This window comes from Aquirufa nivalisilvae (genome assembly GCF_003143535.1).
Taxonomy (GTDB): domain Bacteria; phylum Bacteroidota; class Bacteroidia; order Cytophagales; family Spirosomataceae; genus Aquirufa; species Aquirufa nivalisilvae.
The window spans coordinates 1,967,318-1,982,672 of sequence record NZ_CP029346.1 but is presented as its reverse complement, the minus strand read 5'-3'; the positions used below and the strand labels follow the sequence as shown (position 1 = coordinate 1,982,672).

Below are 15,355 nucleotides of genomic sequence, written 5' to 3'. Positions count from 1 at the left end.
GCCATGATATACTTTATTTTAAGTGTTTTCTTTGCCATAATATTATTGGTCAACTTTCGGATGCATGCCAAATTTGGTGTAGATACCAGTTTGACTATTCTATTAAATTATCCTATTTGTTTTTTAACTGGATGGGCAGTTCAACCCAATGCATTACCTTTCCATTGGCCAGACATGCCTTATTCCTTGGGAATGGTGGCTTTGGGATTGGGTTTTGTTGTAACATTCTTATTAACTGGTTTTTCAACGCAGAAAAACGGTATGGCTACAACCTCTTTGGCCAATAATATCTCTTTAGTTATTCCCGTCTTGTTCAATTTGTTAATTTGGAATCGTGGAGGAGTAACTTGGACTTGGCAAATCATAGTAGGTTTACTTTTGGCTTTTGGAGCCATCTATTTTTGTAGCCCTAAGATGGAAGGGAAGGGGCAGAATAAATCTTTGACTGCTTTATTGTTGGTATTTGTCGGTTATGGCATTACAAACACGGCCTTTAATTTTTTGAATGCAGAAGTAGCTACAGAAGCGGGTGGAACAATCCCCTTTATGCTGATGATTGTAGCTGGGGCTGTTGGTGCCTCTGTATTGGAATTAATTCGTGGAACGATGCTTGGGAAGTTTACGTGGAACAAAGCTTCCATGCTTGCTGCGCTGCCACTAGGATTGCCCAATTTCTTCTCTTTTTACTTTTTGTTGAAAACCTTGGATTACTTTGGAAACAATGGAGCTATTGTACTCCCAATTTTTAATATAGGAGTCATTGTAGGTTCTACGGCAGTTGCTTATGTGTTTTTCAAAGAGAAAATAAGCGGTCGACAGAGTATTGGAATTAGTTTAGGCTGTATTGCCATTGTTCTATTATTGCTTTAAAGAAATATATATGGAAGTAGAAATTTTCACATTGGCGGATTATGCGGCCGATTATGGACAAGGCAAATTGGTCATTAATGGGACCTTTGATAATATCACAGCGAAAGAATTTCCAGCCATTCATCCTTCGTGCGCGATTGTTGCCCGCATTCGCATAGCAAATTCGGAAGCAGGATTGCATTATTTCCAAATAGATGCGCTAAATCCTCTTGGAGATAACTTTCATGAACCTTTCAAAGGAGAGTTTACCATAGAGAAAAACCCACATGCAGATCATACTACCTTGAATATCATTTGGAATTTAGTTCATTCCAAATTGGACATGCCAGGTAAATATGCCTTTGAATTTTACTTTGATGGGGAATTCAGAACTGGTCTGAGCTTGACAGTGGGGAGGTAGATTATTAGTGTTTAGTTATTAGGGATTAGATTCTTCAATTACTAAACACTAATAACTAATCACTAAAAACTATTTAAAGCACATTCGCTGTTTGCTCCTTGATTTTTTCCAATTCGTCTTTCATGTTGACTACCAGACGTTGGATATTTGAATCATTGGCTTTGGAACCAATAGTATTGATTTCACGGCCAATTTCTTGAGCCATGAAGTTTAATTTTTTACCGTTCCCTTCTTTCAATACTTCTAGGAAATACTCTAGGTGAGTCGCTAATCGAACTTTTTCTTCCGATATGTCGAATTTCTCGATGTAATAAACCACTTCTTGCTCGAAACGGTTTTGATCAAAATCTTCATTCAACCCTAGGTCTAATAAGGACTTTTTCATACGCTCACGAATGTTTGGCATACGAATCAAATCTTGCTCTTTTACGGCATCCAATCCACTTTTAATGGATGCTATGTATTCCTTGAACTTCTCTTCCACCACATTTCCTTCACGCAAACGAAAGGCTTTACATTCTTGTGTTGCTTCTTGAATGATTTCAAAAATGGATTGCCAAAGGGCCTCTACTTCTTCTTCCGTTTCTTGGGTTTGCTCAGCCTGAATGGTATTTGGCATGGATAAGGCATGCAAATACAGGGCTGTTTCATTAACTGATTCTACCCCAACTTGCTTTGCTACTCGCTTTAATTCACTGAATAGTTCCTCAATTTGTTTTTCAGGCAACAAGCTTGGAGATACCGTTTCCGTGGCCTTTTGCATGGTCAATGACAATTCTATTTTACCTCGTTCTAATTGCTGAGTGAGGTAATTTCTTACTTCAATTTCTCTCGCAGAAAGGGATTTAGGTAAGCGACAAAATAAATCGGTGAACTTGGAATTCAAACTCTTGACCTCTACTTTGATTTGAAGATCTTGTATTTCTTTTTGGGCCTTCCCAAAACCGGTCATCGAATAAATCATATACTTATACTTTCTTTTTTCTATACTCTAATCCCAAGGACAATCCTAAGAATATAATCAACCCAATGGAAGCTAATCCATCTATTTTACCTCCCGTTTCTACAGAATTAGGTGCGAACTTAAATTCAATTTGATGTTTACCTGCCGGAACAACCAAGGCGCGTAATACATAATTAGCTCTTACATGTGGCATTTCTTTGCCATCAATATAAGCCTTCCAATCTTGATTTCCGCGGTAATAAATTTCGGAGAAAACGACTAGTCCTGATGCACTTAACTGACTTTGGTAGGTCAATTTATTGGGTGCATATTGACTTAAAGTAACTTGGCCCGAAGTAGGAAGCGGCTGAAAATTTCCCAGCCATTTTTTATCTTGGTTTTCTAATACCACTTCTTGTGCCGGGTTAATTTTCTCAATCGCATTCAAGGCCTCATCGGCGTTATTAGCCCATTTGATTTGAGACACGACCCATGCATTTCCTAATGCCGTTGGATTAGTTTGAGCAATCGGTCGGTTAGTTGAATCCATACCAATCACATATTTGGTATTTAACATATTCAACACGGTCATTTGAGCAGGACTTCCTGCGAAATACTTCTCAATCAATTCTTGGTATCGACGAAGCTTCGCCCCATGATATCCACCTATCGAATGATGGTAATAGCTAGTGGTAGCATCACTCATGAATGACACGGTAGAATTCAATACGCGGAATTGACTTTTATCGGCTAAAATTTGTTGATCTGCTGGACTAGGTTCTATGTTTTCTTCCAGTGTACTTTTAGAAACAAAAAATTCTTTTCCAAAATAACGTTTGGCAACTGGTGCCACGTCCAATACCAACAAAAGCACCATGCCAAAGACCCAAATACTCTTTTTAACTTTTTCTAGTGTGCTTACAAAAACCAAAGCAGCAGCGAACAAGATGAAGAAGAAACTTCTCCAAGCATCGGATGTAAATAAGGCAATCCGGTCTAGACGGATGCTATTCCATATGGCTGTATTTAAGTTGGCATCCTGAATTAATTGCATACCATCTTGAGGCCCTTTGAAGGAAAGAAACAAATCTGGTAAGATGGCTAAAATCAGGCATAAACCTGCTGTTAAGCCCAATGAGATGAATAAGGGCTGCTTGATTTGTTGAAAGTTCGGTTTTTCTTTCGATAATTGAATCAGTCCCAACATAGCTAAGGCCACTAATCCAAATTGTACAAATGACAAAACCATGGTGATTGCACGGAACTTGTTGAATAGAGGGAAGTAGTCGAACAGGAAACCATTAAACCCAAAGTTTTTACCCCATGAAAAGGTGATAAATAATACTGTAATGAAGATAATCCACCATTTTTCTTTGCTTTTGACATACAGTGCAGCAAATAAAAACAAGAAGATAACGACTGCACCAGCATAGGCTGGTCCTGCTGTATAACTTTGGTCTCCCCAATATGTAAACCCTTTTTCTACAAAGCCCAGCGATTGCTCTTCTGGAATTCCCGCATCGGTCATGGTTTTGAAGGTATTGGATTTGGTCCCTCCTAAATTACCTTGAGAAGCACCTCCCATGAAGTTTGGGATTAATAAGGTGCCTGTTTCAGCAATTCCATAAGACCAATCAAAAGCATATCCTTTATCTAATCCACTTCCTCTGGCTGAATTAGCTTTTAGTTCGGATGGCCCACGGGTAGTTTCTTTACTATACTCATAATTATTCCAGAGACGCATGGTGTGCGTTCCTAAGGCTAACACTAAACCTAAAGCCATCCATAAACCATTGATTAGCCAACGTTTAAACTGGCCCGTTTTAATGGCTTCACTCAGTAAGTAAAGCTTGATAGCACCAATGATGAAAAATAAATAATAAGTAATTTGAATGTGGTTGGCATATAATTCAAGAGCCATTCCTAAGGTGAAAATAGCCAAACCCAACCATTTCCTTTGTCCCCAGCACAGTCGTAAACCCGCTAAAACCATAGGTGCATAAGCCAAGGCTAACACTTTAGAGGTATGTCCAGCTGGAATGATAACCATGTTGTAGGTGGCAAAGGCATAGGCAACCGAACCAGCAAACCCTAAAATAGGAGAGATGCCCATGGCCCATAGAAACAGGTACATGCCCAGTAATTGTAAGAAAATTAGATTGACAGGGTTAGGTAGAATATTGGTAATCCAGCTACCTAGGTAGCTGGAGATACTGTTCGGATAAGAGCCTGAAATCTGGTAAGAGGGCATCCCACTAAACATGGAATTGGTCCACCAGGCATCTTGTCCCGTTTCATTTTTAAATTGAACACTTTCCCTTGCCGCAGCTTGCGCCTGCTGAATGTCATGCTGAATTAATACCTTCCCTTCTAATACAGGGCCGCAATAAATAAATGCAATGACAACAAAGCCTAGAATAACTAATCCATGAGGCAAAAAGGAGCGAAAATCAATTTTCATGTTGGGGCTTATTTAATCGCAACTAATTCTAATTCAAACGTTAAATCTTTTCCAGCCATTGGGTGATTGGCATCTAAAGTAACGTGAGTATCTGTCAAGTCAGTAACTGTTACTTCAATGACATGTCCACCATCTTGGTGCATGTTTAAGGTAACACCTAATTCTACTGGAATGTGAGCTGGAATTTGGTTTCTTTCAATAGTCAACGTGTTTTCTGGAGAATGTTCCCCATACGCTTCAGCAGCTGGAATCGTAATGGTTTTTTTCTCTCCAATGGCCATGCCAGTCACACCATCATCAAAACCTTTGATAACCATGCCTGAACCTAGTTGAAATTCTAATGGGTTGCTTCCTACGGACGAATCAAAGATACTGCCATCGGTATGTTTTCCTGTGTAATGAACGGCAACTTGGTCGCCAGTTTTTGCAATAGACATAATGTATTGTTAAGTGTAAAAAATCAGAGACAAAGGTCAGTATTTTTTTATTAATCGAGGCATGAAAGTATGGAAGTTTTTCGGCTATTTCATGGTAATGACACTGATACCTGCACCACCTCGGTCGGCATGCTCATCTTGCACTTGCTTAATCTGAGCATAACGTTTTAATTGTTCCCTGACTAAACTCCTTAAAATACCATCTCCTTTTCCATGCAAAACTCTTACTTCTGGAGCACCTAATAGGAGCACATCATTGATGTATTGATCCAATGCAACCCAAACTTCTTCGCCTCTTTTGCCACGTAAATCTAATGTTAAGCTAAATTGTGCCATTCGGTCATTGATGTCAATGCCTTTTAAAGGAGCGGTTTTGATTTTCTCCGATTTGGGAGCTTGTACTTTTTGTAAACGCTTTAATTTAATGGTAGAGCTAATAGACCCTAATGCCAGTAAAGCATCTTTGCCTTTGATTTCCAATACTTGACCAACAGTTGGTTCGCTGCCTCCATCTTGTATGGCTACCCAATCACCAACTGTTATTGGGCCACTGATGGATTTTAGGGTCGGATTGCTAATGGGTTTCGGCTTGACAGGGACCTCAATAAGTGCTTTTTGAGCAAAAGTATCTAGCTTCTCTCGAAGTTGTTTTGTTTCTTCTTTTCCTGCCGCCTTTTCTTTAATCTCTCGAATGGTTTGCTCAATCCGTTGATTGGCTTCTTTGACCAATTGCTTGGCTTCGGATTTGGCCTTATTAATGATGTTTTTTTGCTCATCTTGCAAATGATTTTTCAACTGCTCATACTGTTGCTTGATGGCGTCTACTTGTTCATTTTGAAGACTAAGGCTATTATTTTTACTTTGCCAAATCTGTTTTTCCGTTTCTGTTTCTAATAATAGTTTATCAAAATCAACCTGCTTTTTACCCAATTTTTTTCGGGCATTTTCAATGATTCCATGGGGGAGGCCAATTTTTTGAGCAATTTCAAAAGCAAATGAGCTTCCTGGTTTCCCCATATCTAAGATAAACATGGGTTCCAAATGTGCGGTGTCATAGCGCATGGCAGCATTGAACAATCCTTCCTTGCGATCGGCTAAACTTTTTAGATTACCAAAGTGCGTATTGATAGCACCATAACAACCTTTATCGGCCAATTTTTCCAGAATAGCTTCAGCAATGGCTCCTCCTAAAGAGGGTTCAGTACCTGTTCCAAATTCATCCACTAATACCAAGGTTTTAGCATTGGCATGTTGAAGAAAGTAACGCATATTACTCAAGTGAGAACTATAGGTACTTAATTCATTTTCTAAATTCTGCTCATCCCCCATGTCGAGAAAAATCTGCTGAAAGAAACCCATACTTGATCCCTCTTCTATAGGAATCAAACAACCCGATTGGTATAAATATTGCAAAAGTCCTACGGTACTCAGTGTAACAGACTTTCCTCCAGCATTAGGCCCAGAGACAACCATGAGTCGTTTCTTTTCGTCTAGATGAATCGACAAAGGCTTGATTTTTTTACCAATTTTTTCCAATGATTTTTCCAATAGAGGATGACGAGCATTTCGCCAATCCAAACTAGGTTTATCTTGTAAATGGGGAAGAATAGCCTGATGCTCTTGAGCCCACACGGCTTTGGCACGTATAAAATCAATTAAGCCTAACCATTGTAACCATTGCGCCAACATAGGAACCATCGGCCTAACTCGGTCCGACAAGCGAGAAAGTATCTGGATGATTTCTCTTTTCTCTGCGGATTCCAATGATTTAATTTCATTATTGGCCGTTAATGCATCGGCAGGTTCTAAAAAGACAGTTTTGCCGGTATCGGATTCATCTTGGACAAATCCTTTAATCTTACGCTTATGTTCAGCGGCTAAAGGAATCACCATGCGACCATTACGCAAGGTCAAAGAAAAGTCTTTGGAAATCCAGCCTTGTTGTTGAGCCTGATTCAATAGGCTATCTAATTTCTTTCGTAAGCCCTGCTCTTCCGTATTTTTTTTCCTACGAATTTCTCCTAATTCCGAGGATGCATTTTCTTTAATTTGTCCATTGGCATCAAATACTCTACCTAATTCTTGTAATACAGGTAATAATTGCATGTAATCCTGATCGGATTTTTCCGCAATTTTTTGAGAATATTGGCGAGTTAATTGATGTAATTCTGGATATGTTTCAGCATCCAATAAATGAAAGAAACGGATACACTGATAGAGAACTTCTAGCCCTCTTTGCCAGTCTCTCCATTGATCAGCAGATAGGTAATTGCCTTCTAAAGTTAAAGGGGCTAACCAAGGTCGTAAATCATAATAATCTACTTGAGGCCATTCTCCTCCACGCTCCGCCATCAATTGCTTCATTTCATGCACTTGATTGACCCATTGTTTAACAAGCGGGAATCGGTTAGAAAAACGCATTTTCTCCGCGAATTCTACTCCCATCTGACTGAGACATGCCGCTTTGATGTCTGCCTGAACATGGCTAAAGCCTATTTTGTCAGCTAATCCTTCTGGGTAATTCATGCGGTATAATAGGCTTTTATTTTGGCAAGGAGTACCTCATTGATTTTTCGGTAACTTTCGTTGGTCCATCCAGCAACGTGTGGACTGAATAAGGTAGCAGGAAAAGAACTGATTTTGTTAAACAGAGCTTTTTCTTCTTCTGACCAAGTATGGATTTTTTCATTAGGCAACACATCTAGGATTAATCCCTGAATTTGCCCCTTTTCTAATCCTAATAATAAGGCTGGTAATGGACTAATTGCACCTCGAGAACTATTTATGAACACAATGGGCTTTTTAAATTGAGAAAGCCATTGGTCATTGACCATGCCATTTGTCTCTTCGGTCAATGGAATATGTAATGATACTATGTCTGCTTGATCAAAAATATCCTGCATTTCAGCACTGTACCGACTAACAGGCTGGTATTTGTCGTAGGCTAATATAGTAGATCCAAAACAGCTTAAGCGACTAGCTACTGATTGACCCATATGTCCATAACCAATGATACCGATTGTTTTTCCCGAAATTTCCCAACCTCTATTTCCTTCTCTATCCCAAATACCTTGTCGGACTTCTCTATCGGATTTATGTAAATGATGTGCTAAACTCAATAATTGCCCAATGACATGTTCGGCAACGGCTTCTTTATTGCCTTCGTTTGCGGCAAAAACTTCGATATTTCTACTGCTGGCCTCTTGTAAATCAATTAAATCCAATCCTGCACCAGCTCTAGCTATAAATCGAAGAGCACTAGCTTGCTGAAGAAAATGGGCATCTATTTTAAGTTTACTTCTGACTACTAATCCTTCAAACACACCAATTTGATGAAGGATTTCATCTTTTGTCCATGTGCTTCCATTCACGACTATAAAATCCAATGCCTCCAAGCCTTGGGCCATGGATTCATGTACTTCATCAATGATTAGGACTTGAGCGCGCATGTTATGCCTGCATTCTATTTTTTACTAAATCCATTGCCAAAAAGAGGGCATGCATGAAGGAACTTGGATCTGCCTCATTTTTCCCAGCAATATCATAAGCTGTTCCATGATCTGGAGATGTTCTAATGATGGGTAGCCCAGCAGTAAAATTCACACCTGTATCAAAAGCAATGTATTTGAATGGAATCAATCCTTGATCATGATACATACCTAAAACGCCATCAAATTCTTTGAATTGTGCTTTGCCAAAAAATCCATCAGCTGGATACGGACCAAACACTAGATTTCCTTTATTTCTAAATTCGTCGATGACAGGTTGAATGATTTCCAATTCCTCTTTTCCTAATAAGCCTGATTCACCTGCATGCGGGTTTAATCCTAAAACAGCTAATTTGGGTTTATCGATGGAGAAATCTTCTTTCAAACTCTTTAAAAATAAGCTTATTTTATCTTTAAGCAATTGAGCATTGAGGGCATTACTTACTTCTTGCAAGGGTAAATGTCCTGTAGCAACACCCATGCGAAGGTTCTCACTTACCATCATCATCAAAGATGACTTAGCATCAAATCGTTCTGTTAAATATTCGGTATGTCCAGGAAAGGAGAATGCCTCTGATTGGATGTTGTGTTTATTGATTGGTGCAGTCACCAATGCCGATATCAAACCGCGATCTAAATCTTTGATGGCCATTTCTAAGCAATCAAAAGCCGCTTTTCCTGCTTCTTGAGTTACTTTTCCGGGTTCCACAACGGTGTCTTTATCGTCCCATGCTTTCACTAAATAACTCTGACCTTCTTGAACCTGATTGAGGTTGTCCACAATTTTGATGGACCAATCTTTCAGTTCTAATTTTTGACGGTAGAAATCCATGACCTTTTTGGAACCATAGATTACAGGAGTACACCACTTTAAAATTCTTGGGCTACCCAATGCTTTTAAAATAATCTCTGGACCGATGCCATTGTAATCACCTAGGCTTATTCCTATCAAAGGTTTATTTGTGTTCATGCTTCAAAAATTCAGCCTGCAAGTTAAGAAATTTCGAGGGAAGAGGGCTTGATTTTTTTTGTGGACCCAATTTGAGAATATAATCTATGGTTAAATTGGTAACGAACCCTACAATTATTGTAAATTTTTAATATTCAGCAAATAAAACGGGGCAATAAATGCAAAAATGCCAATTATTTTAGCATTTTTGTTAGAATGCAATAATTGAAGATAATGCCAAAGTCATACGTAAGAAAAATATCAAGTCTCCTTATCGCCAATCGTGGTGAAATCGCTATTCGTATCATGCGTGCTGCCTCCGAGTTGGGGATTCGTACCGTCGCCGTTTATACCTTTGAAGATAGGTATTCATTACACCGCTATAAAGCGGATGAAGCCTACCAAATAGGTAAAGACGATGAGCCATTAAAACCTTACTTAGATTATGAAGGTTTGATTGCTTTGTGTAAAAGCAAAAACATTGATGCCATTCACCCTGGATATGGTTTTTTATCAGAGAATGTCAATTTGGCTCGCAGATGTAGAGAAGAAGGTATTGTCTTTGTAGGCCCTTCTCCAGAAGCAATGAATGCTTTAGGAGATAAGGTAGCAGCCAAAGTAGCAGCTATGAAGGCCAACGTTCCCATGATTCAAGATTCAAAAGGGGATTTGTCTGTCTATTCCTTAGCCTTATCTGAAGCAAAACGTATAGGTTTTCCCGTTATGGTGAAAGCAGCTGCTGGTGGGGGTGGACGTGGTATGCGGGTGGTTCGTTTAGAAGAGGATTTAGAAAAAGCTTATAATGAGGCACGAAATGAAGCCAAGAATGCTTTTGGTGATGAAACAATCTTTATTGAGAAATTCATTGATCAGCCTAAACATATAGAAGTACAGTTATTAGGTGACCAACATGGAAATTTGGTGCACTTATATGAAAGAGATTGTTCTGTTCAGCGTCGATTCCAAAAAGTGGTTGAAATAGCTCCGTCTTTTGGTCTTAAAGATGAAACTAAAAAGAAGTTATATCAATATGCTTTATCCATAGGTAAAGCTGTAAACTACTACAATGCAGGAACCGTTGAGTTTTTAGTAGACCGAGATGAGAATATCTATTTCATTGAAGTTAACCCACGAGTTCAGGTAGAACACACCATTACAGAAGAAGTTACGGGAATTGATATTGTACGTACCCAAATTTTAATTGCCCAAAATTATAAATTGTCTGATCCAGGTATCTATATCCTGTCTCAGGAAGACATTCCATTAAGAGGATTTGCTATCCAATGTCGAATTACAACGGAGGATCCAACCAATGGATTTAAGCCTGATTTTGGTACCATTATTGCCTACCGAAATGCAGCTGGTTTTGGCATTCGTTTGGATGAAGGGTCATCTTATCCAGGGGTGAAAATTTCACCTTATTTTGATTCTATGTTGGTGAAGGTTTCTGCCAAAGGTCGTACCTTATTGGGTGCAGCCGAGCGTTTAAATCGTGCATTAACTGAGTTTCGAATTCGTGGGGTAAAAACCAATATTCCTTTCCTAAGAAATGTAATTTCCCATCCCATCTTTCAGAATGGTCAGTGTACAGTACAATTCATTGATACCCATCCTGAATTATTTAAGTTTACCCCAACCAGAGACCGTTCTACAAAAGCTTTACGCTACTTAGGAGAAGTGATCGTCAATGGTAACCCTGATGTCAAGGTTAAACCTAGCAACAGTTTTAGACCTCCAATTATTCCTTATTCAGACCCTTTGTCTGATTTCCCTAAAGGCAACAAGCAATTGTTGATGGAATTAGGACCTGAGAAGTTTGCTAAGCATATTCGTGAAACAAAACAGGTTTTGTTTACTGATACAACTTTCCGAGATGGCCATCAGTCATTATTGGCGACTCGGGTAAGAACACAAGATATGTTGGCTGTAGCATCTGGATTTGCCAAATCTTTCCCAGAATTGTTTTCTATGGAAGTTTGGGGAGGAGCTACATTTGACGTAGCCATGCGATTCCTACAAGAATCTCCTTGGAAGCGTTTGCAAGAGTTCCGTCAGGCTATGCCGAATATGTTGCTTCAAATGTTGTTCCGTGGATCCAATGCCGTAGGATATTCAGCTTATCCAGATAATTTGATTGAGAAGTTTGTAGAGAAATCATCTGAAGCAGGTATTGATGTCTTCCGTATTTTTGACTCATTGAACTGGGTTGAGGCTATGAAAGTCTCTATTCGTGCTGTGCGTGAAAGAACGCCGGGTATCGCTGAAGCAGCCATTTGTTATACAGGAGATGTATTCTCGAATGAGAAGTATAATTTACAATATTACTTGGATTTGGCTCGTCAACTAGAAGATGAAGGAGCACACATGTTGGCCATTAAAGACATGGCTGGTTTATTGAGACCATTCCAGGCTGAGTTATTGGTTAAAGAATTAAAAAAGGCAGTGGATATTCCTATTCACTTGCATACACATGATACGGCATCGATTCAATCAGCAACTTATTTAAAGGCGATTGAAGCAGGAGTTGACGTAGTAGATGGTGCATTGGCAGCCATGTCGGGTTTAACTTCTCAACCAAATTTAAATTCCTTGGTTGCGATGATGCAAGGTCAAGCAAATCAAGACTTGTTGGATTTGGAAGAAATGAATCAGTATTCCAACTATTGGGAGGCCGTGAGAACTTGGTACACACCTTTTGAATCTGAATTGAAGGCCGGTACTGCTGAGGTATACGATAATGAAATTCCTGGAGGTCAATATACCAACCTTCGTGGTCAGGCGGTTGCTTTGGGAGTGGGAGATAAGTTTGAGTTATTGAAGGATAATTATTCAGAAGCGAATAAATTATTTGGTGATATTGTTAAGGTAACCCCTTCGTCTAAAGTAGTGGGAGATATGGCTATTTTTATGACGGCCAATTCTTTAACGGCAGAAGATGTGTATGCCAAAGGTGCAACGCTTTCTTTCCCAGAGTCGGTGAAGGATTTCTTCAAAGGTGGACTAGGGCAGCCATATCAAGGATTCCCAAAACAATTGCAAGAAATCATCTTGAAAGGAGAGATTCCGATGGATGGGAGACCTAATGACCATTTAGCACCGATTGATTTCGATAAAGATTTTGCTGCTTTTCAAGCAAAATTCCCAGATAACGAAGGAGGATTCTATGACTACTTGTCGTACAAGATGTACCCTAAGGTGTACGAAGACTTCTACAAAAATCACCAAATTTTTGGTGATTTGACAGCCATGCCGACACCAGCTTTCTTCTATGGCTTAAAGCAGGATGAAGAAATTATGATTACGATTGAGCCAGGAAAAACGATTATCGTTAAATTCTTGCATATGTCAGAACCAGATGAATCAGGTTTACGTAATGTAACGTTTGAATTGAATGGTCAGGCTCGTCGAATCAAGGTTTTAGATAAGAATATCAAAGTAGAACGCCCACAACATGTGAAGGCTTCTCAAAAAGGTGATATTGGTGCACCATTGCAAGGACGGCTAAGTCGTATTTTGGTAAAACCTGGAGAAGAAGTTAAGAAAAATGCTCCTTTGTATGTGATTGAAGCCATGAAGATGGAATCCATCGTTTCTGCTCCTTTCGAAGGAATCATTGGCAATGTAGTTTTACATGAAGGAACGGTAGTAGAACAAGAAGATTTAGTATTAACCTTGGAGGAGGCTAAGCTTCCTGAGCCCAATGTAGAAGAATATCTATTTGTCTATGGTACGCTTCGTCGAGATTGTGGCAATGACTTACATCGATTACTAGCGCGTAATTCTGACTATATTGGTATGGCAACTTACCAAGGGCGTATGTATCAAGTGGCAGAATATCCTGGAATCATTGCATCGGAAGATTCAAAAGATCAAGTTGTAGGAGAATTGTATCTTTTATCAAATACCATTAAATTATTGAGTGTATTGGATGAATATGAAGAGTTTGATGCCGATAAGCCTGATAAAAGTTTATTTGTTAGAACGAAAGTACAGGTTCAATTGAATGGACAGGAAGTTGAGAGCTATGCTTATTTATACAATAGACCAACACAAGCTGACACTCAAATTGTTTCTGGAGATTATTTAAAGAAATAGGATGAAAAACGTTTTATTAGGCATATTACTTTGTTTTTTTGCAAGTAATTTGATGGCTCAGCAGGCTTTATTAAAGGCACATGCTCACAATGATTATGAGCATACGAAGCCATTTTATGAAGCATTTAATCTAGGCTTCGGGTCTATTGAGGCAGATGTTTATTCCATCAAGGGTGAATTATTAGTAGCCCATGATGTGAAAGATGTCAAAGCTGATAGGACATTAAAGACTTTGTATATTGACCCTATTGTGAAGGTTTTGACCGAAAATAAACAAGGGAATTTTCATCAGTTTTTAATTGATTTTAAAACGAGTGCAGATTCTACATTGCCCGTTTTGATAAAAGCTTTAGAGCCTCACAAAGATTTATTTATCAAAAGAGGCTTGAGGATCGTCATTTCAGGAAATCGACCTGCTATTAAAAATTATGTATTGTATCCAACTTGGATCACATTTGATGGCCGGTCTACTGAAACATATCCTGCTGGATTAGGAAATCGAGTGGTTTTAGAGAGTGAATCCTTGTATAAATTTGGAGCATGGAGTGGCCAAGGTCCCATCAGCCCTGAATTGAAAGAAAAATTAAAAGCTTATGTAGACCGAGTGCATGCTCAAGGAAGAAAATTGAGGTTATGGGCTACGCCAGATAGTTTACTAGGTTACCAAACTTTATATGATTTAGGGGTTGATTATATCGGAACAGATCATTTAAGTGAATTAGCTGATTTCTTGCGATTAGCCGTTAAGTAGATTAGACAAAACCTTACCTTTACCACATAAACCTACAACTATGATTAAGCGTCGGGAGTTTCTCCAGCAAAGTTCTTTATTGGCCATCATGGCTTCCTTTCCTGCATCAGTAGCAGATTCATCCTTTAAAATGGGGTATTCAGCCATTACTTGGGGAGGAAAAGATGAACAAGCTATTTTAGATATTGCCTCTTTAGGATTCAAGGGAATTCAATTAAGAGCGAATTCTTACACTAAATACAAAGACAATCCACAGGAATTAAAGGCATTGTTGGATGCCTCTAAACTTCAATTAGTCATGTTTTCCAGTGGAAATGTAGAGATTGATCCAGCTAAAGTTCCTGCTTCGATCGAGCAACATGTAAACCATGCAAAGTTTGTCAAAGCTTTAGGTGGAGATTCTATTCAGTTAACAAATAGTTTGAGAAAAAAGGGAGAAACACCTAGTCAAGAAGATTTGGTGAAATTGGCAGAAGTGATGAATGAAATTGGTAGAAAGACCAAAGAAGTGGGAGTACAAGCTACCTACCATAATCACATGAATCAGTTTGGTGAAACCCCAGAAGAAGTAGATATCTTGGTTAAGAGCATGAATCCTGCTTATCTACGTTTGTTACTTGATGTGGCACACTACCATCAAGGAGGAGGCAAGCCAGCAGATGCTGTTTTGAAGTACAAGAATATCATTCATGCATTTCATATCAAGGATGTGGAGAGTCCTATCAAAGGGCAAGAATCAAATCCCACTTCGTACAAGTTTGTCGAACTAGGACAAGGTAATGTGGATATGAAAGGTATTTTCAATAATATTAGAAAAATTAAATTCAAAGGATGGGCCATTGTGGAATTGGATGGAGTACCTGATAAAGCAAAAAGCCCTTTACAATGTGGAACAATCAGTCGAGATTTTTTACGTGATACAATAAATTACAAGTTTGTATAAGTGCATCAACTAGCATAA

The 15,355-nt window shown here is 38.9% G+C and carries 11 protein-coding genes; 5 read left to right on the top strand and 6 right to left on the bottom strand.

Annotation, left to right across the window (positions count from 1 at the left end):
* Positions 1–3: 3 nt before the first annotated feature.
* Together HME7025_RS08780 and HME7025_RS08775 are read left to right on the top strand one after the other, a co-directional pair.
* The gene (locus tag HME7025_RS08780; protein WP_154401953.1) at positions 4–870 is read left to right on the top strand and encodes an EamA/RhaT family transporter; all 867 of its coding nucleotides are present in this window, start codon (positions 4–6) and stop codon (positions 868–870) included.
* Positions 871–880: 10 nt separating this feature from the next.
* Positions 881–1,270, top strand: coding sequence for a DUF6941 family protein (locus HME7025_RS08775; protein ID WP_109323275.1), 390 nt, complete (start codon positions 881–883; stop codon positions 1,268–1,270).
* 73 nt (positions 1,271–1,343) lie between these two features.
* Here HME7025_RS08775 and HME7025_RS08770 read toward each other — a convergent pair whose 3' ends face one another.
* The 6 genes from HME7025_RS08770 to pdxA form a co-directional block, all read right to left on the bottom strand.
* A complete protein-coding gene (locus tag HME7025_RS08770) occupies positions 1,344–2,234 on the bottom strand; it encodes a YicC/YloC family endoribonuclease (protein WP_109323274.1) in 891 nt (296 codons plus the stop codon).
* A gap of 4 nt (positions 2,235–2,238) precedes the next feature.
* A complete protein-coding gene (locus HME7025_RS08765; RefSeq protein ID WP_109323273.1) occupies positions 2,239–4,674 on the bottom strand; it encodes a YfhO family protein in 2,436 nt (811 codons plus the stop codon).
* 8 nt (positions 4,675–4,682) lie between these two features.
* The gene (locus HME7025_RS08760) at positions 4,683–5,111 is read right to left on the bottom strand and encodes an FKBP-type peptidyl-prolyl cis-trans isomerase (RefSeq protein WP_109323272.1); all 429 of its coding nucleotides are present in this window, start codon (positions 5,109–5,111) and stop codon (positions 4,683–4,685) included.
* Positions 5,112–5,195: 84 nt separating this feature from the next.
* Entirely contained in the window at positions 5,196–7,637 is a 2,442-nt protein-coding gene (locus HME7025_RS08755; RefSeq protein ID WP_109323271.1) for an endonuclease MutS2, read from the bottom strand.
* The gene (locus tag HME7025_RS08750) at positions 7,634–8,560 is read right to left on the bottom strand and encodes an NAD(P)-dependent oxidoreductase (RefSeq protein ID WP_109323270.1); all 927 of its coding nucleotides are present in this window, start codon (positions 8,558–8,560) and stop codon (positions 7,634–7,636) included. The genes HME7025_RS08755 and HME7025_RS08750 overlap by 4 nt, the downstream gene beginning before the upstream one ends.
* Before the next feature lies 1 nt (position 8,561).
* Complete coding sequence (gene pdxA, locus HME7025_RS08745) at positions 8,562–9,569, bottom strand: 4-hydroxythreonine-4-phosphate dehydrogenase PdxA (RefSeq protein WP_109323269.1); 1,008 nt, start codon at positions 9,567–9,569, stop codon at positions 8,562–8,564.
* A gap of 213 nt (positions 9,570–9,782) precedes the next feature.
* Here pdxA and HME7025_RS08740 point away from each other — a divergent pair, with 213 nt between their 5' ends.
* Genes HME7025_RS08740 through HME7025_RS08730 form a run of 3 tightly spaced genes read left to right on the top strand, consistent with a single transcriptional unit; the run spans position 9,783 to position 15,337 of the window.
* Complete coding sequence (locus HME7025_RS08740; RefSeq protein ID WP_109323268.1) at positions 9,783–13,643, top strand: pyruvate carboxylase; 3,861 nt, start codon at positions 9,783–9,785, stop codon at positions 13,641–13,643.
* Between the two features lies 1 nt (position 13,644).
* On the top strand, positions 13,645–14,394 hold the full coding sequence (locus tag HME7025_RS08735; protein ID WP_109323267.1) for a PI-PLC domain-containing protein: 750 nt from the start codon (positions 13,645–13,647) through the stop codon (positions 14,392–14,394).
* A gap of 40 nt (positions 14,395–14,434) precedes the next feature.
* Positions 14,435–15,337, top strand: coding sequence for a sugar phosphate isomerase/epimerase family protein (locus HME7025_RS08730; protein ID WP_109323266.1), 903 nt, complete (start codon positions 14,435–14,437; stop codon positions 15,335–15,337).
* Positions 15,338–15,355 lie beyond the last annotated feature (18 nt).